Genomic DNA, 24837 nt, shown 5'->3' with positions numbered 1-24837 from the left:
CCGTGATATCCGTGCCCGATATCCCCGCTCAATATCCTCAGAGTGTAGCGCAAAGACCCGATCCGTCACCCCTTTTACGGGGTTCGGAACCCTTGGTAGGCCGCCAGAGCCCTGTCGCGCCCGTCTTTCAGACTGATTGCAGGGGGCGCAGGCGCATCTTCGAATGAGAGCCCCCAGGACCTCGGCACCGCCTCAAAATAGGACAGCGCAGTGGCGCTCGGCACCGGCGCGCCCTCGGTGAGCCAGCGCTTTTGATAGGCGCCATCGCCGTCGAATTTCTCCGCCTGCCCGTCCGGGTTGAAGATCCGGAAATAGGGCGCAGCGTCAGGGCCGCAGCCCGCCACCCATTGCCAGCCCATGGCATTCGAGGCCGGGTCCCAGTCGATCAGGCAGTCCTCGAACCATTCGAGCCCGACGCGCCAGTCGGTCAGCAGATGTTTGGTCAGGTAGGAGGCCGCGATCATCCGGGCGCGGTTGTGCATGGTGCCGGTGACGAAAAGCTCGCGCATCGCCGCATCGACGAGCCGCACCCCGGTTCGGCCCCGCCGCCAGCGCTCCGCATCCTCATTGTCCGCGCGCCAGGCGAACCCGTCCCATTCGGGGCGAAAATTCCGGCGCGGCAAATCGGGCAAATGATAGAGCAGATGATAGGCAAACTCGCGCCAGACCAGCTCTTTCAGGAAGGTCTCCGCCCCCTGCCCACCCTCTTCGATCGCATGCCAGCCCGCATGCCAGATCGTGCGCGGCGAGATCTCGCCATAGGTCAGGTTCTCGGACAGGCCGGAACAGGCCGGATCGGCCGGAAAATCGCGCCGAGCCTTGTACTGCGCAATCCGGTCTTCGAGAAAGCGCGTCAATCGTGCCAGAGCCGCGTCTTCACCGATCCGGCAATACGGCAAAACCACATCGGCGCCGCGCCGCATGTCATGGGCGACAGACCAGTCATCGAGGCGCTCACTCGCGGCCTGCACCTCCGCCCAAGAGATCTCGGGCACCGGCAAGGCGCCCGCCACCGGCATCTGTCGCACCGCCTTCCAATAGGGGGTATAGACCTTGTAGAACCCGCCGGTCTTGGTCTGAACCGTCCAGGGTTCGAACAAGAGATGGGCATTCGAGGACTGCGCCGCGATCCCTGCCGCTTTCAGCGCTGTTTTGACCTCCGTGTCACGGGCAATCGCCGCCTTGTCATAAAGCCGGTTCCAATAGACCGCCGTCGCGCCGGTCTCCTGCGCCAAGGACAGCAAGACCTCTTTCGCATCGCCGGATCGCAACAGGACACGGCCGCCCTGCCCCTCGATCCGCGCCATGAGATCCGCGAGCCCGAGGCCGAGACGCCATTTCGGCGCGGCACCCAAACTAGTGACGCTGTCGTCCCGGATGAATACCGGCAGGACCTGCCCGGCCTGCGCGGCGGCAACAAGCGCCGGATTGTCGGCGAGGCGCATGTCGCGCCGGATCCACCAGATCGTCGTCACGCGCCCCTCCCCGTCGCTGCAGATTACGCGGCCGCGTCGTCCCCTTCGGCGGCCTCGCGGTCCTCGGCCTGGGCCGACCACATCTGGGCATAATGCCCGCCGGCTTTCAATAGCGCCTCATGGGTGCCGCGCTCGACCACGACACCGGCTTCCAGCACCACGATCTCATCCGAATCCGCGATTGTCGAGAGGCGGTGCGCGATGGTGATCACCGTGCGCCCCTCGCCCGCGAGCTTCAGCGCGCCGAGAATGCTTTTCTCGGTCCGCGTGTCCAGGGCCGAGGTGGCCTCGTCCAGCAACAGGATCGGCGGGTCTTTCAACAGTGTCCGGGCAATGCCGACACGTTGTTTCTCGCCGCCAGAGAGTTTGAGGCCGCGTTCGCCGACCTGGGTCTCGTAGCCTTCGGGAAGCCCGAGGATGAACTCGTGGATCTGCGCCTGTTTCGCCGCTGCGACGATCTCGTCATAGGTGGCGCCGTCGCGGCCATAGCCGATGTTGTAGCGGATCGTATCGTTGAACAGCACCGTGTCCTGTGGCACCACGCCGATGGCGCGATGCAGGCTCTCCTGCGTCACCTCGCGAATGTCCTGACCGTCGATCTCGAAACGACCGCCAGTGACATCGTAGAAGCGGAACAACAGCCGTCCGATGGTGGATTTGCCCGAGCCGGAATGGCCGACGATGGCCATGGTCTTGCCCGCCGGCACCTCGAGATCGACGCCCTTCAAGATCGGGCGCGCCGGATCGTAATGGAATTCGACATTTTTGAGGGCCACCGTACCGCCGGTGACATGGATATCGGGCGCGTTCGGCGCGTCGATGATCTCGGCCGGTTGATGCAACAGATCGAACATCTCTTCCATATCGACCAGCGCCTGACGGATCTCGCGATAGACCGAGCCGAGGAAGTTCAAGGGCATGGTGATCTGGATCATATAAGCATTGACCATGACGAAATCGCCGACGGTCATCTGTCCTCTCTCGACCCCGATGGCGGCCATGACCATGACGATCACCAGCCCGCCGGTGATGAAGAAACTCTGGCCGAAATTCAGGAACCCGAGCGAATAGGCGGTCTTGTTGGCGGCGATCTCATAGCGCGCCATGGCCTTGTCATAGCGCGCGGCCTCGCGTTTCTCGGCGACGAAATATTTCACCGTCTCGAAGTTCAACAGGCTGTCGACCGCCTTCTGGTTGGCGTCGGTGTCCTGATCGTTCATCTCCTTGCGCAGTTTCACCCGCCATTCGGTGACCGTGAAGGTGAACCAGACATAGATCGCGATGGTGGCCAGAAGCACCAGCATATAGGAGGGCCCGAAAGCAAAGGCGATCACCACCAGAACCATCAGCAGCTCGAGCGCCAGAGGCCCGATCGAGAACACCAGGAAGCGCAAGAGGAAGGCCACGCCTTTCACCCCGCGTTCGATGATCCTCGAAAGCCCGCCGGTCTTGCGGGTGATGTGATAGCGCATGGACAGCGCATGGATGTGATTGAAGGTCTCGAGGGCAAGCTGGCGCAGCGCCGATTGCGACACCGGCGAGAACACGACATCGCGGAGCTGGTTGAACCCGTTGGTCATCAGCCGCGCCATGCCATAGGCAACGGTCAGCCCGACCGCGCCGGCACCCAGCATCCAGGCCGCCGATGTCCCGTCGCCCGCCAGCGCATCGACGGCGGCCTTGTAGAGCATGGGGGTCCCCACCGTGACTATCTTGGCGCCCAGAAGGAACAGAAGCGCCACCACGACCCGCGCCTTCACCCGGCCCGCGCCCTCGACCGATTTTTCAGGCCAGAAATAGGGGATCACGGCGCGGATCACCGCCCAGCCGTTTTTCGGACCTTTGGTTGTCGTCATCGTCGGTCTGCCGCGCATCTCGCTGCCTTTCGGTGGCTCTTCTTCATCAGGGACATCACCGTCCCATCACCGTCCCATCACCGTGCGATCACCGCGCCATCATCGGCTCATCACAGCTTCGTCACAGGTTTGTCACTGGCTAGATGGGGCAATCGGGCCCCGAGGACAAGCTTTCAGCCCGCAGATCGGGGGCGGCAGATGCGCACGGGGCCGGTCACCGGGCCCCGCAGCGCTCCATCCGCATGGTCTATCTGGACAGGCTCACTCCGGCAGCGCGAAAATCTGCCCCGGATAGATCAGGTCCGGGTCGCGGATCTGATCGCGGTTGGCATCGAACACCCGCACATAGAGAAAACCGTCGCCATAGCGGTTCGAGGCAATGCCCCAAAGCGTATTGCCCGGCTGAACGGTGACCGAGGCAATGCGCCCGCCCACCGCACCACCCGCCGTATCACCGGGCGCAGCCGCCGCGCCGCTCTCTTCCGCCGGTGTGCTCTGCGCCGGGTCTTGCGGTGCCGATGCCCCCATCGGTTGATCCGATCCGGCGCCGGAAATCCGCGCCAACCTGGCCAGTTTGGCCACATCCTCGCGCTGGAACGGGATCTCGGCGCGCGCCAGAACCTTGCCCGAAGGATCGACCTCGTCCACCCGGAGCGTGTAACGGCCAGCGGAGACATCGACGAGTTCCTGACGCCAATAGCCGTCTTCCCCGACCGTCGCGGCGGTCAGAAACAGCTGATCGAGATAGATCCGCAAATCGGCGCCGGGTGTGGCGCGACCGGAAGCAAAGACCCGCCCTTCGGGATCGTAGCTCACCGTATCGATGCGCAGCTCGGCGGGGGCTGTGCCCTCCTGCTGCAACACCTTGAGGCCGTCATCATCGGCCATCAGCACGGTCGGAGCCGTCAGGGGCACCGCAGACCCTGTGGCGGATTGCTCCGCCCCGTTCGCCGGCGCGGCCGGCACCATGTCTTGCGATGTGCTCTCAGCCATATCTGTCGTGCCGTCGTCCGCGTGCTCTTCGATCGCCGCTCCGGCCTCGCCATCGCGCGCGCTCAGCACCTGTTCGGCGACGGACTGCGCCGCACCGCGTGGCGTGTCGGGCATGGCGCCACCGGACGTCTGCGCATATCCCGCGCCTTCGGGGGCCTCGTCCACATCGATCGTCGCGATTTCCACCTCCGCGTCGGCCGATTTCGCCGCCGGCGCCACGATGATGCTTTCCGAGCTTTCGAGCGGCGCCGCGCCAGCCTCTCCGGATTGTGTCGAAAGCCGCATTTCCCGCGGGGTATCTCCCGCCGGCGTGTCGAACAGCGCCACGAATTCGCCCCGCTCATTGGCCGTGGCTGTGGCGACTTCCTCGCCATCGACGATCACCGAGACTTCACTGCCCGGTTCGGCGTGGCCCGCCACGGTGGCAAAGCCCTCGGCCGGCACACGCACCACGTCGAACCCGGGCGCCATCGCCATCGCCGTCTCCTGGGCGGCATTCAGGTTCTCGCCAGTCGCGGCCCCGGTTTCGGAGGTCACAGCGGCCTCCCCCGTCTGCGCAGTCTCCCCCGTCTCCACAGCCACCGTACCGCTCTGTCCGGCGGTCGGATCAGAGAGGACGACACCGCCCTCATTCGGCAGCGGTCGCGCCAGATAGAGCACCGCCCCGATCATCACCACGAGCACCGCGGCACCAACGCCCGCCGCAGGCATCATCCATGCGTTTGTCTTCGCCATATCCCAGCTTCCGTCCCCGTTTGCCCCCGGCCCATTTTCAAGGGTTGAGACAGCCTATCAAGGGGGCTAACAAGGGTCAAAGACTTCCTTTTTTGAGAGTATCCCCCATGTCCGATCAGCCCGTCCAAACGCCCTTCTCCGTCTGTGTCTTTTGCGGTTCGCGCTCCGGCAAGGGCGAGAAATACGAGGCCGCGGCCAGGCAGGTCGGCGAGCGCATCGCCGCCGAGGGCTGGCGACTGGTCTATGGCGCGGGCGACGTGGGGCTGATGGGTGCGGTGGCGCGTGCGGCGCAGAGCAAGGGCGCCGAGACCTTCGGGGTGATCCCGACGCATCTTTTGCCCAAGGAGGTTGGCAAGCGCGATCTCACCCGGTTCATCATCACCGAGAACATGCATGAGCGCAAAAAGGTGATGTTCATGAACTCGGATGCCATCGTGGTGCTGCCGGGCGGTGCCGGATCGCTCGACGAGTTTTTCGAAGTGCTGACCTGGAAACAGATCGGATTGCATGACAAGCCGATCTTCCTGTTGTCCACCGACGGCTATTGGCAGCCGCTCGAAGAGCTCATTGAACATATCACCGAAGAAGGTTTCGCGCCATTGTCCACCGCCACCTATTTCGACACGGTCGAGACGGTCGAAGGTCTGGTGGCAGCGCTCAGGGCGGCGCGGGAAAGACGTGAATCCTGACCCGATCCGACGCAGAAACCAGAGCAAACGGTGCGCCAGCGATGCAGATCATCTCCGATCTCAAAGACTTCAATGCGACAGAATTTGCCGCCTGCGACTTCAGGGCGCTTAGTTTTGACGGCATGGATCTGTCGCATATGCGGTTCGAGGATTGCCGGTTCCAGGACTGCAGCTTCACCAGCGCCCTTCTGGAAGAGTGCAGTTTTACCAAATGCAAGGCCCTGAAGACCGATTTCAGATATGCCCGCATGTCCGAAGCCCGGTTCGAAACCTGCAACCTGTCGCTGTCGAATTTTTCCGGCGCCGATGTCTCCGGCGCGGTCTTTCACGATTGCAAACTGACCGGGGCCGATTTCAAGGAAGCCCGCGCCCTTGGCGTCGTGTTCAACGGCTCGCTCCTGTCCGGGGCCGATCTGAGACAGATGAATTTCCGGAAATGCCAGCTCGAGCAGATCGATTTTACCGGGGCGGATCTCGCCGGGTGCGATTTCCGCGAGGCGAGTTTCGACAGCTGCCGTCTCAATGATGCGCATCTCGCCACCGCGCGGTTCGACGGCGCCGATCTGCGGCTGGCCGATCTCGGCCCGCTCAGCTTTGCAACCGCCACCTGTTTCAAGGGCGCGATCATTTCCAAAAGCCAGGCCACCGAATTGCTGCACGGGCTGGGGGTGACGGTGCTTTAGACCCGCCGCAACCGGCGGGCCTGCGCCTCGCTTCGGAGCACCTGTGCGGAATAGAGCGCCAGTGCCAGCCAAATGAGCGGCATGGCGATCGCATGCCAATGGGTGAAAGGCTCGGCAAAGACCAGAACGGCGAGACCGAATTGAATGGTCGAATTCCAATATTGCCCCATGCCCACCACGGTGAGCGGCAGACGGCGGGCGGCAGCGGCAAAGAAAATCAGCGGCGCGCCGGTGACGATCCCCGCGAAAATCAGGAGCACAGAGTCTTTCACACTGTGCCCGAAGGCCCCGGCCGGTTGCGCCTCTGTGCCGCCCCAGCCCCAGGCCTCGGCACCGATCAGCCAGATCAGCGCAATCGGCGCGAGAAACACCACCTCGCCGGTGACCGAGAGCACCGGCCCTGCATCGAGCGTCTTCTTGATCGCGCCATAGGCCGAAAAGGACAATGCCAGCACCAGCGCCATCCACGGCAACCGGCCAAGCCCGACGCCCAGCACCACGACAGCCACCGCAGCCAGCGCCAGCGCCGCAAATTGCAGCCCGCGAAGGCGCTCTCCAAAGAACACCATGCCGATCAGCGTGGCGACCAGCGGAAAGATGTAATAGCCGAACGAGGCCTCGAGCGCCTGTCCCGACTGGATCGCATAGATGAACAGGGCCCAGTTGCCGGACACCAGAAGTGCAGCCGGGATAAGCTTCTTCAACCGCCGGTCGGTCAAGAGCGCCCGCAATTCCCCAAGACGGCCCTGAAAGGCGATCCAGAGCCCGAAGAGGACCAGGGTCCAGAGCGTGCGATGCGCCACCACTTCGAAGGCCGGGACAGCGCCCACGGCCTTGTAATAGAGCGGCGACAGGCCCCAGGATGTCTGTGCGATGAAGAGGGCCACGAGCCCTTTTTGCGTTTCGGTCATGATGCGCACAAAGCGCCGCGCGCGCCGGTTTCACAAGGCGGAAAAACGCACAGGGGCTCGGCGCGGTTAGACCCCGTTTGAAAACTGGTGGATGGCGTTGAGAAAGATCTCCGCCCCCAATGGAACAAGCGCATCCGGGAAATCGAAATCCGGATTGTGCAGTTCCGGCTGGGTCTCGCCCGAGCCGAGAAACAGCATCGCGGCGGGGATCACCTTGCCGTTCTGCTCGGTGCCGAACAGGCCGAAATCCTCCGACGGGCGCATCGGGATCGCGCCTTCAACGCGGGGAAACCTTGCGCAGGCGGCTTCCAGAAGCGCCGTCGCCTCGGGCGCGTTCACCGAATGGCTGAACGCGTCATGCAGGGTGATCGCGGGGGCGAAATCGGCGGCGAACCGGTCGATCAGCGCCCGCGCTTCCGCCTCGAGCGCCGCCATTTCCGCGTTGAGCAGCGTGCGCAGCGTCACTTGCAGCTCCGCCTCGCCCGGGCTGATGCCAAAGGAGGGCACGCCGAGACGCGCGTGCGTCACGGTGCAAAGCCGGAAGCCAGGGTCTTCGGTCGGCAGATCCCGCGACAGCGCGCCAAGCGCCGGAATGAGATTTGCGAGCGCCAGACCGGGGGATCGGCCGTTCTCCGGCCGCGCCGCATGCGATGTCGCGCCCCTAAGCCGGATCTGCAAGCCGCGCGAGGCGCAGGCCACCGGGCCTTGTTGCAACGCCACAGCCCCCATCGGCAATTTCGGCAGATTGTGCAGCGAGATCGCCAGATCGGGCTGCAATGGCGCAAATTTCGGATCATCCAGAACCGCCCGCGCCCCGGCGCCCGTTTCCTCGGCCGGCTGGAACAACAGCACCACACGGCAGGCGGGCGCATGGCGCGCCAGCGCCTTGGCCACGGTGAACAGGATCGCCATATGGCCGTCATGACCGCAAAGATGGCCCACGCCCTCATGTTCGGAGCGGTAGTCCGGCCCCATGGCCTCGAGGATCGGCAGAGCGTCGAGCTCCGCCCGGATCATCAGGGTGCGGACACCCTGCCCCTTTTCAGGCCCGGCTTTCGGTTCCTCTTTCGGGCCAAAGACCGCCGCCACACCGGTGCCGCCCAGCCCCTCGGTGACCTCGGCGCCAAGTCCCCGCATCCGTGCGGCAATCCGCGCCGCCGTTTCATGCTCCGCCCCGGAAACCTCGGGAAAACGGTGCAGCTCATGGCGCAAAGCCACGGCCTCGGCCAGCGTGTCGGGATCAAGGGTCCAGGCGTTGGGAACCGGTGCTGTCGGGAACGGGGAAAGGGTCATGGGGCCTCCTGCCCTTTCTCTCCCATCCCGCGCTCAGTCCCGCAAGGGCAAAATGGCGCCCACTGATGTCACGCCGTGATTTCTGGCCGCGATGTCGGGCTGCACTCAGGCCGCTTCCAGTTCCTTGAGCAACAGGCTTTCGATCTTGTCGAGCGGATGGTTGGTCAGGGTTTTGGCGATCTCGCCGACGACCTTGGCGCGCACCTCCGGGTGGAGCTTGCTGCGCAGCTCGCCCAGGGTGGCGGGCGGCGCCACCAGAACGATCCGCTCAAAAGCGCCACCATGGGCCTGTTGGTACAGGATCGCGGCGATCTCCTCGGCAAAGCGTTCCTTGGCCAGCTCGTGCCAATCGGTTTCCTCGAGCGCGGTTTTCTGCCCCGGTCCGGCATCGGCCTTGCGCCCGGCGCGGGCCGTCCCCTGATCGCGGTCGGCAGGATTGTCCTGTGTCTCGATACGCAGCACATTCAGATCCGGGTTCATTGCCTCGAGATCATTGCGCAGGAACAGGGCTTTCTCGCCATCGGCGACGAGCACCCAGGTGCCTTTTTGAAGAACGGACATGTCTTCCTCCTCTCTAGCCATGCAAGCATTCTAGCCATGCAAGCATTCTAGCCATGCAAGCATTCATGCGAGACGATGAAGAGCCGCAGAGGGTTTCTTCACCGGTCTGCATGTCTCAAGATAATCATTCCCGGGCCAAGAAAAAAGGGCACCCCTTGGGGCGCCCTTTCAAATTCAGTAGATCGTCAGAGATCACATGCGGGATGCGACGTTTTCCCAGTTCATCCAAGCGTGCCGCGAACGCGGTGCGCGGAGGTGACTGGGAGAGCGCCCTCGCCGATCACATACGGGATGCGACGTTTTCCCAGTTCACCAGCTTGTCGAGGAAGTTCGACAGGTAGACCGGGCGTTTGTTGCGGAAGTCGATGTAATAGGAATGTTCCCAGACGTCACAGCCCAGAAGCGCGGTCTGGCCGAAGCAGAGCGGGTTCACGCCGTTCTCGGTCTTGGTCACTTTCAGCGCACCGTCGGTGTCCTTGACGAGCCAGGCCCAGCCGGAGCCGAACTGACCGGCACCCGCGGCGGCGAACTGTTTCTTGAACTCGTCGACGGAGCCGAAGCTCTCAACCAGCGCTTTTTCCAGCTCGGAGGGCATGGCTTTCTCGCCCGGGCCCATCATTTCCCAGAATTGGGTGTGGTTCCAGTGCTGCGAGGCGTTGTTGAAGATGCCGTTTTGAGCGACAGCGCCGGCGTCATAGGTGCCTTTGATGATCTCTTCGACCGATTTGCCTTCCCACTCGGTGCCCGCAATCAGCGTGTTGCCGGTGGTCACATAGGCATTGTGGTGCAGGTCGTGGTGATACTCGAGCGTCTCTTTCGACATGCCGAGATCGGCGAGAGCGTCATGAGCGTACGGGAGATCGGGAAGTTCAAAAGCCATTGGGGCCTCCTGGTCAGCAGAAAATTTATCAGCAGAACTTGTGCGTTTCTGTCGGGCTTATACCTGTGCCGATCGGGCCCCGAGGTCAAGCATGGATCGGGATTTGCACAAAAAATAGCTGAAGTGAGGTTGAGAAGTGTTCTTTCGACCGTCATACCGGCCCCCGGCGCTTCTGCCGCCCCGGTCTGCCACCGCGAACGATGCGAGAAGAGCCATTCGGTCACACCTGCGTCATTGGGGGTTCCCCGAAGCCCCCGTGCCGGATAAAGCTGTGCTCCAGATTTCTTTTTAGACGGACCCTGACATGACCTTCTGGATCATCGCCATCGCCATCGCCTCTCTCTCTGCCCTGCCTCTGGCATTGGCGCTGCGCAAGGCGCACGGGATCAGCGAGGTAGAGGGATCGACCGCCGAGGTCGAGATGAAGGTCTATCGGGACCAGCTCAAAGAGGTCGACCGCGACGAGGCGCGCGGCGTGCTGTCAGCCGAGGATGCCAAACGTGCCCGGCTCGAGGTCTCGCGCCGGCTTCTCGAAGCCGACAAGGCCCGCGCCACGGAAAAGAAAGCCTCGACCCGCATGCCAATCTGGGCCGTCATCGCCCTGCCCGTTCTGGTGATCGGCGGCGGCATCTGGCTCTATGACTACACCGGCGCGCCGGGCTATGAGGATCTGCCGCTGGCGCATCGCATCGCTCTGGCCGACGAGGCCCGCGCCACACGGCCAGCCCAGGCCGAGATCGAGAAAGAGCGCCCCTCCTCGCCGCCGATCCAGCAACCCGATGAACGGCTGCTGACCCTGGTCAGCCAGCTGCGCGAGGCGCTGAAATCCCGTCCCGACGATCTTCAGGGCCATGTGCTTCTGGCCCGCAACGAGGCGGTGATCGGCAATTACGACCGCGCCTATGCCGCCCAGAAAGAGGTGATCCGGATCAAGGGCAATGCCGCCACGGCGACAGACTATGCCGATCTCGCCGATCTGATGATCCTCGCCGCCGGTGGCTATGTCTCGCCCGAGGCCGAGGATGCGCTCACCAAAGCGCTGCAACGCGATCCCAACAATGGCACCGCGATCTATTATTCCGGGCTGATGTTCGCCCAGACCGGGCGGCCCGACATGACCTTCCGGCTCTGGCAGCCGCTTCTGAGCAACTCCGAGGCCGATGCGCCCTGGGTCGCCCCGATCCGCGGCCAGATCGAAATGGTCGCCCAGGCTGCGGGCATTCGCTACACCTTGCCGCCGCTGCCGGGCGCAGGCGGGCTCAGAGGACCGAGCCAGGCGGATATCGAGGCCACGGCCGACATGACCCCGGAAGAGCGTCAGGACATGATCCGCGGCATGGTCGAAGGCCTGTCTGCACGGCTTGCTAATGAAGGCGGCTCGCCCGAGGAATGGGCGCGGCTGATCTCGTCGCTGGCGATGCTGGGCGACACCGATCGCGCCAGCTCGATCTGGGATGAGGCGCAGGTGATCTTCGGCGCCGAGCCGGAGGCGCTGGCCGTGGTGCGCGGCGGCGCCGAGCGGGCCGGGCTGGTCGAGTGATGGCGGCGCTGATCACCGATGACATGGCGGAATTCGCCGCCAGCCTGCCGCCGATGTCACCGCTCGCGGGGCTGGATTTCGGCGACAAGACCATCGGCGTGGCGATTTCCGACCGGTTGCATTCCGTCGCCACACCGACCGACACGATCCGGCGCAAGAAATTCACCCTGGACGCCGAGGCTTTGTTGAAATTGCTCAGCCAGCGCGAGGTCAAAGGCATCGTCCTCGGCCTGCCGCGCAATATGGACGGCACCGAAGGTCCGCGCTGTCAAAAGACCCGCGCCTTTGCCCGCAATCTCGGACAATTGACCGATCTGCCGATCACCTTCTGGGACGAGCGCTTGTCTACGGTCGCCGCGGACCGGGCGATGCTGGAAGCCGATATGTCGCGAGCCAAACGCGCCGAAAAGATCGATCAGGTGGCCGCCGGGGTGATCCTGCAGGGCGCGCTCGACCGGCTCAGGAACCTGTGACATGACCGAAGGCACGCCGCAAAAGACCGATGAGATCTGGAAACGCGACGAGGTGGAAAGCCCCTGCTCCAAGATCTGTCAGATCCACCCGGAGACCCGGCTCTGCCTTGGCTGTGCCCGCTCGATCGACGAGATCGCCAGCTGGTCGCGGATGAGCCCGGAGGAGCGTCGCGCCATCATGGCCGAGCTGCCCTCGCGCGAACCGGCGCCGAACAAACGCCGCGGTGGCCGGGCGGCGCGTCTCAAACGGCGCGACGAGACCGGGATTTAAAGCCCGCAACCAAAGTCAGCAACGCGGACGAAGCGGCCGCCGAACTCGATTTCTCGAACAGCGGCTATTACAGGTAAGAGACATGATTAGTGTTTGTCGTGCCCTTCTCCTGTGGCAAAACAAGACAAATTTTTTTGGAGAAATTTATGGCCCACCGCTTTGACTTCAGTCCGAAAGAGCCGATTACCGAACCAACGACAATCCGAGAACTGAAATCGTGGATGGAAGAGAACGGCTGTAATTTTCTTTCATACGAAGTTGATAGCGCAAGCATAGCAGAGGGTCATATTCTCGCCTCGGTTGGGTCTTCCTACCACTGGATTTACACGGAGCGTGGAGTGGAACGTGTCATAGAAAGATTTGCCAATGAACGTGACGCCGTATCCTTTGCATACCACGAGATCAAAACAGATGGCTGGGCATGGAGTCATATGGTTGGTTTCGTGAAAGAGAGAAAAGAATTGAACGTTCTGAAGGGCTGCCTGACAAATATGCAAATCCCATACTATGAAGACTCGATTCCTTACGGAGGCTCAGATGATTTACGCTTTCGGGTTTACGTTCATGGCCGACATGCCAAGGCTGTATCTGATCTGCGCACGAGGTTTGGCGGGTAACTAATAGAAATTTTTCCCGATGGCTTCCTGTTCCCGAAGGCTCTCAGAGCAGCCGTCGCTGCGCTACGCAGAATCGGTCAAAGTGGGCTCCCCCCCCTTCTATCAACTCACATCAGCGCCTTGCGCAGCATGTTGAGCGCCACCAGGATCAGGAAACCGCCGAACACCCGCTTCAATGGCTTCGGGTCCATCGCATGGGCAATTTTCGCCCCCAAGGGCGCGGTGATCAGCGTCATCGAGATCACCACCAGAAAGGCCGCGATATTCACCGCGCCGACGGTGAAGGGCGGCGTCACCTCGGCGGGCAGATCGACAAAGAGAAAACCGATCACGGACGGGATGGCAATGATCGCGCCGAAACCTGCGGCGGTGGCCACGGCCCGGTGGATCGGCACACCGTAAAGCGTCATGGTCGGCACCCCGAAGGAGCCGCCGCCGATCCCCATCAGCACCGAGAGAAAGCCGATCATCGGCGAGACCACGGCGCGCATCACGCCTTTCGGCATCTCCGTGCCCAGGCGCCAGGCGGCATTGCCGAAGGCCATGTAAAGCCCGATGAAAATCGCCACCCCGCCGAAAATCATCTGCAAGGTCGCAGACCGCAGGCTCGAGGCGACCAGAACGCCGATCACCGCGCCCACGACAATCCCGGGGGCGAAGCTTTTCAGGATCGGCCATTCCACCGCGCCCTTCTTGTGATGCGACAAAACCGAGCGGATCGAGGTGACGATGATCGTCGCCAGTGAGGTGGCCAGACAGATCTGCATCAGTTGCGGACTGTCATAGCCCAGCCCGGCAAAGGCGTAATAGAACGCCGGCACCAGCACGATACCGCCGCCCACGCCCAACAGCCCGGCGAGCACACCGGCAAAGGCGCCGATCCCGGCAATCAGGGCGACAAAGGGCAAGAGCGTGGCGAGGTCGGTCATTTTCACACATCCGTTTTGGGCATTTCACACAGCCATATCCGGTCGCTTTCCCCTTGACCAGTCAGCGCATTCGTCGGACAGACTTGCAGAAACGCACGAGAGCAGTCCGGTCGCTATTTTGCCATCCGGGCGCTGGTCTCCCCCCATTCAAAAAAAGTCAAGGACGTGAGCCATGTCCCCCCTGTTCAAAAGCGCCCTGGTCCTGGGCCTCTTGTCGGCCGTCGGCCCCTTTGCCATCGACATGTTCCTGCCCGCCCTGCCGGCAATCGCCGAGAGCCTCGGCGCCGATATCGCCACCACGCAGGGCACGATTTCCTTCTATTTCATGGCCTTCGGCCTGTCGCAGCTGATCTATGGCCCGCTCTCGGATCAGATCGGGCGCAAGGCGCCGCTCTATATCGGGCTGACGCTGTTCATCGCCGGCTCCCTCGCCTCCGCCCTCGCGCCGACGATCACCGCGCTGATCTGGGCGCGGATGCTTCAGGGCGTCGGCGCCGCCGCCCTCATGGTGGTAACCCGTGCGATCATTCGCGATCAATATACCGGCTATGAGGCGACCAAACTCATGTCGCTGATCATGCTGGTGTTTTCCGTCTCGCCAATGTTCGCACCGCTCTCTGGCGCCGGGCTCATCCTGGTGACCGGCTGGCGGGCAATCTTTGTCACCATGGCCATCGCCGGCGTGATCGCCGCGCTGATCACCATGTTCCTGCAACCGGAGACGCTGGCGAAAGAGCACCGCGTGCCGATCAGCCTCAAGAGCATGGGACAAGGCGCCAGAACCCTTTTGCGGGACCCGATTTTCATGGGGCTGACCTTTATCGGTGCCTTCTGCATGGGGGCGTTCTTCGTCTTCATCGCCTCGGCCTCCTTTGTCTATGCCGAGACCTTCGGGTTGAGCCCGACGCAATTCTCGCTGGCCTTCATGGTCAATGCCATGGGCTTCATCGGCGCCTCGCAGGTTGCCCCGAATTTCCTGCGCCGCTACGGCGCGCTGCGGGTGATCTCCACCGGCGTCCTGGGCTATGTGGCGATGATTGCGCTCCTGTTCGGCCTGACGGTGAGCGGCCTGGCCGGGCTCTGGACCACGGTGGCCTGCCTGATCGTCAGCTTTGCCTTTGTCGGGCTGGTCATTCCCACCGCGATGGTGGCCGCGCTCGATCCGCATGGCGAGATCGCCGGGCTGGCCTCTTCGATGGGGGGCACGATGCAGATGATCGCGGGCGGGCTGATGACCGCACTGGCCGGGCTGTTCTTCGACGGCAGCCCCGCGCCGATGATCGGCGCCATGCTGGCCTGTTCGCTGATGGCCCTGGCGCTTCTGATCTATGTCCTGCCCCGGGCGCGCATGGCCTTTGCTCCGCAATAGGCCACCACAGATCTGAGCCGCGGCGACGGGGCGCGGTGATCGGCACACACCGGCCCGGCCCGCCGCAACGGGTCGGCGCAGGGCTCTCTCCCCGTCTTCAGGCGCCCAGATCGACCAGCACCCGGCCCTTCACCCCACCCTTGAGGATCGCCGCGCCAAGCTCCGGCAGATCCTCGAGCCTTGCGGGTTGCACCATCTCCTCGAGCTTTTCCATCGGCAGGTCGGTCGCGATGCGGTGCCAGCAGCGGATACGGTTGGCTTTCGGCTGCATGACGGAATCGATGCCCAAAAGGTTCACGCCCCGGAGCAGAAAGGGAATGACCGTCGCCGGCAGCGCCGCGCCGCCGGCCAGACCGACCGCGGCCACCGAGGCACCGTATTTCATCTGCCCGAGAAGGCGCGCCAGCATCTCGCCGCCGACGGCATCGACGCACCCGGCCCAGCTTTCGCTTTCGAGCGGGCGTTTCACCACTTCGTTGATCTCGTCGCGTGGCACGATCTGCGTGGCGCCCAGGGATTTGAGATACCCCGCCCCCTCGGGCCGGCCGGTGACAGCGGCGACCTCATAGCCCAGATGCGCCAGAATGGCGGTGGCGACGGAGCCGACCCCGCCCGAAGCACCGGTGACCAGGACAGGACCCTGATCCGGGCTCAATCCGTGATCCTCGAGCGCCATCACCGCCAGCATGGCCGTGAAACCAGCGGTGCCGACGGCCATGGCTTGGCGCGTCGACAGCCCCTCGGGCAGCGGCACCAGCCAGTCGGATTTCACCCGCGCTTTCTCGGCATAGCCGCCCCAATGCACTTCGCCGACACGCCAGCCGGTCAGAACCACCTTGTCGCCGGGTTTGAACTCCGGACTGTCGGAGCTTTCGACAGTGCCGGCAAAATCGATCCCCGGCACATGCGGATAGCTGCGCACCAGACCGCCGCCCTTGGGCGAAAGACAGAGACCGTCCTTGTAATTGAGCGTCGAGTATTCGACCCGCACCGTGACGTCGCCCGCCGGCAGGCTGTCTTCGGAAATCTCCTTGATCTGAGCTGCGGCCAAGCCGTCTTCCCCCTGCTCCATCACCAATGCTTTGATCATCTGTCTCTCCTCTTCTCCAAACCTGTCCTGCAAATCGGCACCCCACGCACGCGTCCTCACCGCACGTCCCCGGCTTGCCTTTCACGAGACGTTGTTTCATAATTGTCTGACAAATGAATGAGGCGCAAGTAAAATGTCTGACAATTCGATCTCAAAGCCAAAACATACAGATCAACCCCATGATCTTTCAGCACAAATTGCGGACGAAATCCGCGCCTCCATCGTTCGGGGAGAGCTCGTGGCCGATGATCGACTGCCGTCGGAGGCAGAATTGTCCGAATCTTACGGCGTGTCCCGTCCAACCGTGCGCGAGGCGCTCAAACGGCTCGCGGCACAGAGCCTGATCCGCACAAGGCGCGGCGCAACCGGCGGCGCCTTCGTCAATCGCCAGAGCTTCGAAGACGCCTATCGCCAGATGGCGACCACGGCCACTTTGCTCCTGAGCCTCAACGATGTCGACTTTGCCACCGCCTGTGAAGCACGGTTTGCGCTCGAACGCGGCTGTATGCGGCTGGCGGCCAAACATCGCGATGAGGCGCATCTGGCCATCATGCGCCAGGAGATCGCCCGGCAACAGCAAGCGGATCTCAGCGACGAGGCGTTCTGCGCCTCCGATGTCGCCTTTCACCGGGCGCTGGTCGATGCGGCGGGCAACCCGGTCCTGTCCTGGCAATTGGCCGCGGCGGTCGAAGGGATCGAGCCCTTGATGAATATGATCACATATAAACAGCGGGATCGCGAAGCCGTCGTGGCGCTGCACGAGGCCATTCTCGAGGCGCTCGAGTCGCGTATCGGTGCACGGCTCGAGATCCTGATCGACTATCTGCGCGACCAGACCCTGCGCACCGCTCTGGCCGCCCGTGACGCCTGTCAGAAGGATCACGAGGCGTGAATGCTGCCCCCGCCGGACCGCCCCGCTCCGGGGCGTGAAAAGCTGCTCCCCAACCATTGTCCGGACCATCACCCCGTAAATTTGATCAAATTTCAGGCAGTGGGGCGAAAAATCGCCGTAGGCCGCAAACTGCCCTCTTGCGCGGTGCAAAACCCGTGCTAGCGTCGACGACTGAAACGGTCCATTTCAGGGAGACGACCTATATGAACGCTCTTAAAACCCTTTTGGGCGGCGCCGCGCTGTCCGTGCTGGCGGCCGCCGCTTTCGCCGAAGACGCCGAGCTTCTGGTGTTCGATTATTCCGGTTTCGAAGATCCGGCCTTCCACACCAAATATGCCGAGAAAAACGGTGATGTGCCGTCCTTTGCCTTTTTCGGCGAAGAGGACGAGGCGCTGCAAAAACTCGTCTCCGGCTTCAAGGCCGATGTCAGCCACGTCTGCGCCGGGTCGGTGAAGAAATGGGAAGAAAGCGGCATCATCGAGCCCTGGGATACCTCGAAAATCACCGAATATTCCAAGCTCGACAGCAATCTTCTGGGGGCTGACGTCGGTTCCGACAGCGCCTATTTCATCCCCACCGACTTCGGCTCCACCGCCACGGCCTATAATGCCGATGAGGTGCCGGTCGAGGATGTGAAGACCCTGCAGGTCTACAAGGACCCGAAATACGCGGGCCGCATGACCCTGCCCGACAATGTCGACGATGCCTATGCGCTGGCCTATCTCGCCACCGGCACCACCGACTGGACCACCGCCACCGACGCGCAATTCGAAGCGGCGTCCAACTGGCTGCGCGAAGTGCATCCGAACCTGCGCACCTATTGGACCGACCCGGCCGAGCTGGCGCAGCTGATGGCCACCGGTGAGGTGCTGATCGCCTGGGCCTGGAACGAGACCTATCCGACGCTCGCCGACGAAGGTTTCCCGATAGGCTTCGAGCGCCAGGCCACCGAAGGCTCCTCGCTCTGGCTCTGCGGCTATGTGAACCTGAAAGACGGTCCCGGCTCCGAGGACAAGGCCTATGATTACATCAATGGCTTCCTCGATGCCTCCAACGCCGCCGTGCTGATGGATGCCGGCTACGGCATTTCCAACACCGAAGGCCTCGCCACCCTGGGCGAAGAGGCTCTGGTCGCCGGCGGGCTCGAGCCGATCGACGCCCCGATCCTGGCGCAGCTGCCGATGTCGGTGGAGCTCCGGACCAAACAATCCGAAGAGTTCGAAAAGATCAAAGCCGGCTTCTAAGCCACTCTGATTAAAGAAGACACTTGATCTGCCGCTCCCGGATCGGGGGCGGCAGTCTCGTTTGAGCCCCCTTCAGAGCCTGATCCCAGACTCGGCCCGACCAGTGCGAATTTGCGCGGCAAAGCCACTGAGCAGGGCAATATCCGGCATCTCTCCCAGGGCCTCGGCGGCCACGGAATGGACGTAAAGCGCCAGCGAAGGATCCGCCATCAGCCGGGCGATATCGTCGCGGATGCCGCCGGGCTTGCAGCCATCAAAACAGAAATCGCAGGCGTTGATCGGCGCATACTCGGCATAGGCGGGGTTGAGTTCGCTCAGCCGGTCTTTCAGCCAGTCAAACCCCAGCACCTTGATCGCCAGCCAGAAGGTGTTCTGCGCCCGGTTCGCCTGTACCTTTGGCACGCCTTCCGTGATCGCATTGCCGAAATCGAGCGGAATATCCGTGTCGCGCAGCGAAACGATGGTGTTACAGCACGGCATGACCCGGCCATTCTCGAAGATATGCGGTCCGGTCGAGGGGCAGATGCCGTATTTGGTCTCGCGCGGCTGCGGCGACCAGCGGTCATAGCTGCGCCCGATCCCCTGCTCCACCGCCCGGCCGTATTTCTGCAAGGGCGCGTATTCCAGCTCCTCGGGCCGGAGATCGGCCTTCAGCGCCGCCTCGACGGCGCGCTCGGCCTCCGGCATCGGATCGGCATGGGTGAAGCGCACCTTGACATGGATGCCGCGTTTGCGCGCGGCTTTCACCACATTGAGAACATGGCGATGGGTGACGAATTGCTGGTGATAGAGATCCGTGCTCACGGTCATCGTGGCGAGATCGGGCACGGCCTTGAGATAGCGATCGCAGGAACGTTCGGATTTGCCCCAGAACGCCCCGGTGATCACGCCGTAGCGCACGCCGCGTGCCTTGGCGCGGGCGGCAAATTCGGCCAGTTCCTCGGGATGATGAAACGGTTCGCCACCGGTGAAGGTGACATGGTTGATGATCGGCCAGCGCGCCAGCAACGCGTCGAAGGCCTCGATCAGCCCCGACGCCCCACGGGCGGTGTCCGGGGCCGATCCGGAAATGCAATGTGCACATTGGAGGGGGCAGGAATTGGTGACAGATATGGCGATGTGCTCGCCATATCTGCTGACCTGCTCACAAGAGACAGTCATTTTGCAGGATCACAAAGACAGGATGACAAGCCCGGAGGCTTACCAATCGATCTCGGTGATGACGCTCTTGATCATCGCGGCCTGATCGACCCCTTTGCGCAGACCGTATTCGGCCAGCGTCAGCTTCAGCTTGTCGGCAGGCATGCCGAACAGCTTGGCCCGATTGCCCGGTTCCGCAAAAAAGGCATTCGGATCGTCGGCCAGAAGGTCAAGATCCGAGTCCTCGAGTTTCGGAAGACCGATCATCGTGGTTTTCACGGCGGCATAGGGGTTGGAAATTTTACGCGGCATTTTATACCTCACTGGTTACTGATACAAAGTTGCAACTTGCAACGGCAAGCTGCGCAATCAGCAAAACACGGGTCCTGGGATTCGCCTATACCGGTAACGCTTACCTAAGGGAAACCTTACCTGCGTAAAACCTTACCCCATGTTTTTCAGCGCGATAGCGACGCTGTCGCGGGACAGGCCCCGCGCTCTCGTCCGCAGACCGATCCCCCTTGAACGCCCTGGCCCGCTTGCCTATATATGCTTTGTCCGGTTCGCCGGACTATGGACATAAACGCGCTCGTAATAAGCGGATCGGACCCGGGGGCGGTACCCGGCGTCTCCACCAAATACCCCTCTTCGATCTTCGTTTGAGATCGGCAAGAGATTGGATCATGGGGACGAAATAGGATCGACGGACGTCTAAAGGGGTTTGCTTTGTCTCGGTGAGATACCACCGTTATCGGTTCACTTAAGCTAGTTGCAAACGACAACAAAGCTCCGATGGCTCTCGCAGCGTAAGCTGTGCGAAATATCGAAATCTAAGCCCTTTCGCCTAGCAGCGTAAGGCGGGGTTCGCAGGTACCTGGCAACAGAAACCTGCACTTCCCCCATCTTCGACAAGCGCGCTCCGGCAACCTGCCACCGGACACACAGCTGCCGGCTCCTGTGCGGCGCGACCGCCACGGGAACGCGCCCCGAGACCGCCCCCTGACGGGCTGCCCCGCGCGCCAGTCAGGCGCCGATATGGGATGAATGTCTCTGTCCGGGATTTGCATCATGACACGCGCGGCGGGGCTTTGCGCATCATGCAAAGGCCAGAAATTCACGAAAAACCCAATTAATATTGGGCAGATGGCGCAATTAACCCATTTTGGAAACCAATCGTTTATACTTCCGGGCAATACTGTCGAGGTCAAAAGGTCCCAATCCATGGAGAGGAATATGACCGGGCTAGAACTGCTTGAAGCATGGTACGAGAAAGTATGGGTACAGGCTGACATCGAGGCCGTCGCAGAGTTTTTCGATGTCGAGGCGCTGGCCTCCGGGATCATGACCGATTTCGCCGCCCATCTCGAGGACATGCAGGCGCTGGTGCCGGCGGTTCTGCAAGCGGTGCGCGAGGTCTCCGTCTCCTTCGAGGATTCCATGGAACAGGACGACCGGGTCTGGGCGCGGGTGACGCTTCACGCCAAGAAGGCGCATGACATGACGCCGATCCATATCCCCGGCCAGGTGATGATCCGGATCAAGAATGGCAAGATCGTCGAGGCCCATAACAACTTTGATTTCATCAGCTATTTCGAACAGATGGGCAACCTGCCCCAGGATTCGATCGCGCTGATGCTGGCCGGTGAAGTTTTGTGCTGAAAATCTGTCACAATCAGATCACTTGACCGATCACGCGGAGCCGTTACCAAGGGCATAACGGTTCCAGCCCGAGCACTCCGATGACGCCCTCCCCCTCACATCGCGACTTTCTGCACAGCTTCGCCCGCATTGGCTTGCTGTCCTTTGGCGGCCCGGCCGCCCAGATCGCCGTGATGCATCGCGAACTGGTGGAAGAGCGCCGCTGGATGAGCGAGGACGGGTTCCTCTCGGCCCTGTCCTTTTGCATGATGCTGCCCGGCCCCGAGGCGATGCAGCTCTCGACCTATTGCGGCTGGCGCCTCAAGGGCGTGCCGGGCGGGATCATCGCCGGGCTGTTCTTTGTCCTGCCCGGAGCACTTGTCATGCTGGCGCTCGCCAGCCTCTATGCCGCCTTCGGACATCTCCCCTCGGCAGAAGCGCTGTTTCTCGGCGTCAAGGCCACCGTCGTGGTGGTCGTGGTCCAGGCGCTGTTGCGGCTGGGCAAAAAGGCGCTCGGAACCCCCGCACGTTGGGCCCTCGCGCTTGCCTCTTTCCTGTTGATCGCGGGCTTTGCCGTGCCCTTTCCGCTGATCGTGCTGGGAGCGGCCTTCATCGGCGCGCTGACGGGCCAAGGCACGACGCAGAAGCTCGCCGCGCCGAAAGCCGGCCACCTGCCCCGCACGCTTTTGATCTGGGGCAGCCTCTGGGCGGCACCGCTCGCAGCGCTCTGGGCCACGGGACAGGACCGGCTTCTGGCCATCGGGTTGTTCTTCTCGAAACTGGCCGTTGTGACATTCGGAGGCGCCTATGCGGTCTTGGCCTATATGAGCCAGCAAGTGGTGCAGCACCATGGCTGGCTCTCGCCCGACGCCATGCTCGACGGGCTGGGGCTGGCCGAGACCACACCGGGGCCGCTCATTCTGGTGACCGAATTCGTCGGCTTCATGGCCGCCACGCCGCTTGGACCATTCGGCGGGCTCCTCGGCGCGGCTCTGACGCTCTGGGTCACGTTCATCCCCTGCTATCTCTGGATTTTCGCCGGCGCGCCTTACATCGACTGGATCTCCAGCCGTCCGCGCCTCGATGCCGCGTTGAAAGCCATCACCGCCGCCGTCGTCGGTGTCATCGCTTCGCTCTCCTGGTGGTTCGCCCTGCATGTGCTCTTTGCGGATGTGACGGAAATCGCCGCAGGTCCGCTGCGACTCACCGTGCCGCAGCCCGCCAGTCTCGAACCGCAGGCCCTTGGCCTGACAGGTCTGGCGATTGTCTTGCTCTTTCCGCTCAAACGCGGGTTGCTCACCAGTTTGGCCCTTGTTGTCCTGGCCGGACTGGCAATGGCGACGCTTGGTTAACGTAAGGTTCCATCGCCTCTTTTCATAGCCGTAGAATCCCCTATGCTGCACGCAAGGGGATAAGGAAAGGATGCTCGGATGGCGAAAACCATCGACTACGGGAACCTCATGCATGACGCCATGCGCGGTCTGATCCGCAAGGTGCTCGACGGTGTGGCGCAAGACGGCCTGCCGGGGGAACATCATTTCTTCATCACGTTCGACACCATGCACCCGGATGTGGAACTGGCCGATTGGCTGTCGGACCGCTACCCGGAAGAGATGACCATCGTCATCCAGCACTGGTTCGACAATCTCGACGTCACCGAGGACGGGTTCGCGATCACGCTCAATTTCGGCGACAGCCCCGAACCGCTCTATATCCCCTATGACGCGATCCGCACCTTCGTCGACCCTTCGGTCGAATTCGGCCTGCGCTTTGAGACGCAGGAATACGATGTCGAGGAATTGGACGAGGACGAGATCCCGCATGATGCCGAGGTGAAAAGCTTCGAGCCCAAGGAGGAGCCGGAGAAATCCGACACCCCGAAAGAGGCCGAGATCGTCTCGCTGGACAAGTTCCGGAAATAGTCTGTTTCCAAAACGCGCATCAATCTGCCCCATTATGGTTAATATTCCGTGTCACTAGGAGGGCACGGGGCAAACCTGATTTTCGAGGGGACAGATGAAAAAACGCAATTTATTCGCGGTCATGACCGCACTCGGATTGGTTTATGGCGCAGCCGCCAATGCCATCGCATTCACATTTACAGAAGACCTGAGCGGCGTCACCATGACCGCCTCCGGCTCGATTGACGTCTCCGGACTGGTTCGAAACAACCGCGTCAACGGCTGGGGTGGTCTCGGCATCCAGAGCTACGACGCCACCAGCATTCTCGGCAACACGACCGGCGGGGCCGTGAATGCCACCTATCAATTCCACGCGGGCACCGATTTCTCCGACTTCACCGGCGCAGGGCGGCCTTACACGCAGAGCCATTTCTCATGGTCCCAAAGCGGTGATTCCAGCTCTTTCGCGACCTATCTCTGGGGGAGAGGCCACCTCGTGCCGGGCTTTTCGCTGCACACCTCCGATCTCGTCGGCTCGGTCTGGAGCACGGATCAGAGCTGGTTTGCCTCAGGCACGTCATTCGCCAGCCTCGGGATGACCGAAGGCACCTATTCGATCACCGACTCGGTCTCCGGCGAGAACCTCAGCATCGTTGTGGCCAGATCGCTCCCGGCGGTGTCGCTTCCGGCGGTGCCGCTCCCGGCCAGTTTCCCGCTTCTGCTCGGTGGGCTCGCCGCCTTTGGCATGCTGAAGCGCAAGAAAAAGGCGTAAGCCAAAACGGATCGCGACAGATTTCAAGCCCCGGTCTCGTAGCGGGGCTTTTGCTTTGCCGCCGCGGCCCACGCAGCGCCCAAAACCCCGGTCCGCGTAACAGTTTCGCGTGTGTGCGATGAAGTTTTGGTAACGCGGGACGACAGGCCCTTGCATGGACTCTCCTGCCCATTCCAGATCGCAACAGCCGCAACAGGAGGATACCATGCCCCGCGATTTCGCCGTGTTTCTCGGAGAGATGATCCGCAACCCCGATGAGGTGCGCGCGATTGCGCCCTCCTCCGCCGCCACGGCGAGATTGATGACCGAGGGGGTGGAGACCGTGCCGGGTCCCATCGTCGAGATCGGCCCGGGCACCGGCGCCTTCACCAAGGCCATTCTGGCCCGCGGCATCAACCCCGAACGGCTGACATTGCTGGAGCTGAACCCGCGGTTCTGCGCGGACCTGCGCGCGAAATTCCCGGGGGTGACTGTGCTCAACCGCTCCGCCGAGGAGATCCGCGACATCGGGCTCGAGGCTGTCGGCGCGGTGATCTCCGGCGTGCCGGTCCTGGCCCGCCCCGATCTGCAACGCGCCGTGGTCGGTCGCGCCTTCGAGGTCATGGCCCCCGAGGGTTTCTTTACCCAGATCACCTATGCCAACACCTCGCCGGTCACCCCGGAGATGCAGCGGGAACTCGGGCTCAGCAGCCGCAAGCGCGGCTCGGTCTGGGCCAATCTGCCACCGGCGCGGGTGTTTCAATATCATCGTCGGCTGTCCTGAGCCGAAACACCGGCTCACGCCGCATATTTTAGCGATAACAGTCCCGTGTATGCCTCGGTATACATTGCAAGCCCCCCTTTGACCCCTTATAGCCAAAGGCAATCTTTGGCACCGCTTCAAGG

At 62.5% G+C, this 24837-nt stretch carries 25 protein-coding genes and 1 other RNA gene; 15 read left to right on the top strand and 11 right to left on the bottom strand.

Annotated elements, in window-relative coordinates; all coding sequences use genetic code 11:
• Positions 1 to 74: 74 nt before the first annotated feature.
• The 3 genes from BM151_RS03800 to BM151_RS21755 all read right to left on the bottom strand — a co-directional run bounded on the left by BM151_RS03800 (position 75) and on the right by BM151_RS21755 (position 5059).
• The gene (locus BM151_RS03800) at positions 75 to 1475 is read right to left on the bottom strand and encodes a cryptochrome/photolyase family protein (protein ID WP_090057579.1); all 1401 of its coding nucleotides are present in this window, start codon (positions 1473 to 1475) and stop codon (positions 75 to 77) included.
• Between the two features lie 23 nt (positions 1476 to 1498).
• Positions 1499 to 3331: an ABCB family ABC transporter ATP-binding protein/permease gene (locus BM151_RS03795; protein WP_425429528.1), complete on the bottom strand. Its 1833-nt coding sequence runs from the start codon at positions 3329 to 3331 to the stop codon at positions 1499 to 1501.
• Positions 3332 to 3592: 261 nt separating this feature from the next.
• Entirely contained in the window at positions 3593 to 5059 is a 1467-nt protein-coding gene (locus BM151_RS21755; RefSeq protein ID WP_090057569.1) for a LysM peptidoglycan-binding domain-containing protein, read from the bottom strand.
• 107 nt (positions 5060 to 5166) lie between these two features.
• Between BM151_RS21755 and BM151_RS03785 the strand changes: the two genes are divergently transcribed.
• Together BM151_RS03785 and BM151_RS03780 are read left to right on the top strand one after the other, a co-directional pair.
• On the top strand, positions 5167 to 5748 hold the full coding sequence (locus BM151_RS03785; RefSeq protein ID WP_090057565.1) for an LOG family protein: 582 nt from the start codon (positions 5167 to 5169) through the stop codon (positions 5746 to 5748).
• A 41-nt stretch (positions 5749 to 5789) separates the two neighbouring features.
• On the top strand, positions 5790 to 6431 hold the full coding sequence (locus BM151_RS03780) for a pentapeptide repeat-containing protein (RefSeq protein WP_090057561.1): 642 nt from the start codon (positions 5790 to 5792) through the stop codon (positions 6429 to 6431).
• Here the strand turns inward: BM151_RS03780 and rarD are convergent.
• From rarD to BM151_RS03760, 4 genes are all read right to left on the bottom strand, one after another.
• Complete coding sequence (gene rarD / locus BM151_RS03775; protein WP_090057557.1) at positions 6428 to 7342, bottom strand: EamA family transporter RarD; 915 nt, start codon at positions 7340 to 7342, stop codon at positions 6428 to 6430. The genes BM151_RS03780 and rarD overlap by 4 nt on opposite strands.
• A 66-nt stretch (positions 7343 to 7408) precedes the next feature.
• Entirely contained in the window at positions 7409 to 8635 is a 1227-nt protein-coding gene (locus BM151_RS03770; protein WP_090057552.1) for an amidohydrolase, read from the bottom strand.
• A 105-nt stretch (positions 8636 to 8740) separates the two neighbouring features.
• On the bottom strand, positions 8741 to 9196 hold the full coding sequence (locus BM151_RS03765; protein ID WP_090057548.1) for a host attachment family protein: 456 nt from the start codon (positions 9194 to 9196) through the stop codon (positions 8741 to 8743).
• A gap of 280 nt (positions 9197 to 9476) precedes the next feature.
• Positions 9477 to 10076, bottom strand: coding sequence for a superoxide dismutase (locus tag BM151_RS03760; protein WP_090057544.1), 600 nt, complete (start codon positions 10074 to 10076; stop codon positions 9477 to 9479).
• Between the two features lie 304 nt (positions 10077 to 10380).
• On the opposite strand from BM151_RS03760, the gene ccmI reads away from it, so the two are divergent.
• The 4 genes from ccmI to BM151_RS21385 all read left to right on the top strand — a co-directional run bounded on the left by ccmI (position 10381) and on the right by BM151_RS21385 (position 12977).
• Positions 10381 to 11616: a c-type cytochrome biogenesis protein CcmI gene (gene ccmI, locus BM151_RS03755; RefSeq protein WP_090057540.1), complete on the top strand. Its 1236-nt coding sequence runs from the start codon at positions 10381 to 10383 to the stop codon at positions 11614 to 11616.
• A complete protein-coding gene (gene ruvX, locus BM151_RS03750) occupies positions 11616 to 12089 on the top strand; it encodes a Holliday junction resolvase RuvX (RefSeq protein ID WP_090057536.1) in 474 nt (157 codons plus the stop codon). The genes ccmI and ruvX overlap by 1 nt, the downstream gene beginning before the upstream one ends.
• A 1-nt stretch (position 12090) precedes the next feature.
• Complete coding sequence (locus BM151_RS03745; RefSeq protein WP_090057531.1) at positions 12091 to 12360, top strand: DUF1289 domain-containing protein; 270 nt, start codon at positions 12091 to 12093, stop codon at positions 12358 to 12360.
• A gap of 146 nt (positions 12361 to 12506) precedes the next feature.
• On the top strand, positions 12507 to 12977 hold the full coding sequence (locus BM151_RS21385) for a hypothetical protein (RefSeq protein ID WP_218151319.1): 471 nt from the start codon (positions 12507 to 12509) through the stop codon (positions 12975 to 12977).
• Positions 12978 to 13084: 107 nt separating this feature from the next.
• On the opposite strand, the gene BM151_RS03740 is transcribed toward BM151_RS21385, so the two are convergent.
• On the bottom strand, positions 13085 to 13906 hold the full coding sequence (locus BM151_RS03740) for a sulfite exporter TauE/SafE family protein (protein WP_090057526.1): 822 nt from the start codon (positions 13904 to 13906) through the stop codon (positions 13085 to 13087).
• Between the two features lie 172 nt (positions 13907 to 14078).
• Between BM151_RS03740 and BM151_RS03735 the strand changes: the two genes are divergently transcribed.
• Positions 14079 to 15275, top strand: coding sequence for a multidrug effflux MFS transporter (locus tag BM151_RS03735; RefSeq protein WP_090057522.1), 1197 nt, complete (start codon positions 14079 to 14081; stop codon positions 15273 to 15275).
• 97 nt (positions 15276 to 15372) lie between these two features.
• Here the strand turns inward: BM151_RS03735 and BM151_RS03730 are convergent, their stop codons facing one another.
• Entirely contained in the window at positions 15373 to 16365 is a 993-nt protein-coding gene (locus BM151_RS03730) for an oxidoreductase (protein WP_090057517.1), read from the bottom strand.
• A 133-nt stretch (positions 16366 to 16498) separates the two neighbouring features.
• Here BM151_RS03730 and BM151_RS03725 point away from each other — a divergent pair, with 133 nt between their 5' ends.
• Together BM151_RS03725 and BM151_RS03720 are read left to right on the top strand one after the other, a co-directional pair.
• Positions 16499 to 17257, top strand: a complete 759-nt coding sequence (locus BM151_RS03725; protein ID WP_090057514.1) for a FadR/GntR family transcriptional regulator — start codon at positions 16499 to 16501, stop codon at positions 17255 to 17257.
• 203 nt (positions 17258 to 17460) lie between these two features.
• Positions 17461 to 18501: an extracellular solute-binding protein gene (locus BM151_RS03720; protein ID WP_090057510.1), complete on the top strand. Its 1041-nt coding sequence runs from the start codon at positions 17461 to 17463 to the stop codon at positions 18499 to 18501.
• Positions 18502 to 18573: 72 nt separating this feature from the next.
• Here BM151_RS03720 and BM151_RS03715 read toward each other — a convergent pair whose 3' ends face one another.
• Together BM151_RS03715 and BM151_RS03710 are read right to left on the bottom strand one after the other, a co-directional pair.
• Complete coding sequence (locus BM151_RS03715; protein WP_090057508.1) at positions 18574 to 19662, bottom strand: radical SAM protein; 1089 nt, start codon at positions 19660 to 19662, stop codon at positions 18574 to 18576.
• A 39-nt stretch (positions 19663 to 19701) separates the two neighbouring features.
• Complete coding sequence (locus tag BM151_RS03710; RefSeq protein ID WP_090057505.1) at positions 19702 to 19953, bottom strand: hypothetical protein; 252 nt, start codon at positions 19951 to 19953, stop codon at positions 19702 to 19704.
• A gap of 205 nt (positions 19954 to 20158) precedes the next feature.
• On the opposite strand from BM151_RS03710, the gene ssrA reads away from it, so the two are divergent.
• The 6 genes from ssrA (at position 20159) to BM151_RS03680 (ending at position 24715) form a co-directional block, all read left to right on the top strand.
• Positions 20159 to 20536: a transfer-messenger RNA gene (ssrA, locus tag BM151_RS03705) on the top strand.
• A gap of 338 nt (positions 20537 to 20874) precedes the next feature.
• Positions 20875 to 21300 carry a nuclear transport factor 2 family protein gene (locus BM151_RS03700; protein ID WP_177213014.1) on the top strand — a complete coding sequence of 142 codons (426 nt, stop codon included), beginning with the start codon at positions 20875 to 20877 and terminating at the stop codon, positions 21298 to 21300.
• 80 nt (positions 21301 to 21380) lie between these two features.
• Positions 21381 to 22631, top strand: coding sequence for a chromate efflux transporter (gene chrA / locus BM151_RS03695; protein ID WP_090057496.1), 1251 nt, complete (start codon positions 21381 to 21383; stop codon positions 22629 to 22631).
• Between the two features lie 78 nt (positions 22632 to 22709).
• Positions 22710 to 23201 (top strand): SspB family protein, encoded by a 492-nt coding sequence (locus tag BM151_RS03690; RefSeq protein ID WP_090057491.1) that lies wholly within the window; start codon positions 22710 to 22712, stop codon positions 23199 to 23201.
• A 94-nt stretch (positions 23202 to 23295) separates the two neighbouring features.
• Positions 23296 to 23952 carry a VPLPA-CTERM sorting domain-containing protein gene (locus BM151_RS03685; protein WP_090057488.1) on the top strand — a complete coding sequence of 219 codons (657 nt, stop codon included), beginning with the start codon at positions 23296 to 23298 and terminating at the stop codon, positions 23950 to 23952.
• A 205-nt stretch (positions 23953 to 24157) separates the two neighbouring features.
• Positions 24158 to 24715, top strand: coding sequence for a class I SAM-dependent methyltransferase (locus BM151_RS03680; RefSeq protein WP_090057483.1), 558 nt, complete (start codon positions 24158 to 24160; stop codon positions 24713 to 24715).
• Positions 24716 to 24837: the final 122 nt, after the last annotated feature.

It is taken from the genome of Celeribacter neptunius, from assembly GCF_900113955.1.
Classification (GTDB): Bacteria; Pseudomonadota; Alphaproteobacteria; order Rhodobacterales; family Rhodobacteraceae; genus Celeribacter; species Celeribacter neptunius.
The sequence above is the reverse complement of the archived record's forward strand: the minus strand, read 5'-3'. Positions and strand labels throughout refer to the sequence as shown.

Coding starts and splice junctions, on each gene's coding strand:
- BM151_RS03795 (WP_425429528.1), bottom strand. CDS start 3,331: ATGACGACAACCAAAGGTCCGAAAAACGGCTGGGCGGTGATCCGCGCC.
- BM151_RS21755 (WP_090057569.1), bottom strand. CDS start 5,059: ATGGCGAAGACAAACGCATGGATGATGCCTGCGGCGGGCGTTGGTGCC.
- BM151_RS03785 (WP_090057565.1), top strand. CDS start 5,167: ATGTCCGATCAGCCCGTCCAAACGCCCTTCTCCGTCTGTGTCTTTTGC.
- BM151_RS03780 (WP_090057561.1), top strand. CDS start 5,790: ATGCAGATCATCTCCGATCTCAAAGACTTCAATGCGACAGAATTTGCC.
- rarD (WP_090057557.1), bottom strand. CDS start 7,342: ATGACCGAAACGCAAAAAGGGCTCGTGGCCCTCTTCATCGCACAGACA.
- BM151_RS03770 (WP_090057552.1), bottom strand. CDS start 8,635: ATGACCCTTTCCCCGTTCCCGACAGCACCGGTTCCCAACGCCTGGACC.
- BM151_RS03765 (WP_090057548.1), bottom strand. CDS start 9,196: ATGTCCGTTCTTCAAAAAGGCACCTGGGTGCTCGTCGCCGATGGCGAG.
- BM151_RS03760 (WP_090057544.1), bottom strand. CDS start 10,076: ATGGCTTTTGAACTTCCCGATCTCCCGTACGCTCATGACGCTCTCGCC.
- ccmI (WP_090057540.1), top strand. CDS start 10,381: ATGACCTTCTGGATCATCGCCATCGCCATCGCCTCTCTCTCTGCCCTG.
- ruvX (WP_090057536.1), top strand. CDS start 11,616: ATGGCGGCGCTGATCACCGATGACATGGCGGAATTCGCCGCCAGCCTG.
- BM151_RS03745 (WP_090057531.1), top strand. CDS start 12,091: ATGACCGAAGGCACGCCGCAAAAGACCGATGAGATCTGGAAACGCGAC.
- BM151_RS21385 (WP_218151319.1), top strand. CDS start 12,507: ATGGCCCACCGCTTTGACTTCAGTCCGAAAGAGCCGATTACCGAACCA.
- BM151_RS03740 (WP_090057526.1), bottom strand. CDS start 13,906: ATGACCGACCTCGCCACGCTCTTGCCCTTTGTCGCCCTGATTGCCGGG.
- BM151_RS03735 (WP_090057522.1), top strand. CDS start 14,079: ATGTCCCCCCTGTTCAAAAGCGCCCTGGTCCTGGGCCTCTTGTCGGCC.
- BM151_RS03730 (WP_090057517.1), bottom strand. CDS start 16,365: ATGATCAAAGCATTGGTGATGGAGCAGGGGGAAGACGGCTTGGCCGCA.
- BM151_RS03725 (WP_090057514.1), top strand. CDS start 16,499: ATGTCTGACAATTCGATCTCAAAGCCAAAACATACAGATCAACCCCAT.
- BM151_RS03720 (WP_090057510.1), top strand. CDS start 17,461: ATGAACGCTCTTAAAACCCTTTTGGGCGGCGCCGCGCTGTCCGTGCTG.
- BM151_RS03715 (WP_090057508.1), bottom strand. CDS start 19,662: ATGACTGTCTCTTGTGAGCAGGTCAGCAGATATGGCGAGCACATCGCC.
- BM151_RS03710 (WP_090057505.1), bottom strand. CDS start 19,953: ATGCCGCGTAAAATTTCCAACCCCTATGCCGCCGTGAAAACCACGATG.
- BM151_RS03700 (WP_177213014.1), top strand. CDS start 20,875: ATGACCGGGCTAGAACTGCTTGAAGCATGGTACGAGAAAGTATGGGTA.
- chrA (WP_090057496.1), top strand. CDS start 21,381: ATGACGCCCTCCCCCTCACATCGCGACTTTCTGCACAGCTTCGCCCGC.
- BM151_RS03690 (WP_090057491.1), top strand. CDS start 22,710: ATGGCGAAAACCATCGACTACGGGAACCTCATGCATGACGCCATGCGC.
- BM151_RS03685 (WP_090057488.1), top strand. CDS start 23,296: ATGAAAAAACGCAATTTATTCGCGGTCATGACCGCACTCGGATTGGTT.
- BM151_RS03680 (WP_090057483.1), top strand. CDS start 24,158: ATGCCCCGCGATTTCGCCGTGTTTCTCGGAGAGATGATCCGCAACCCC.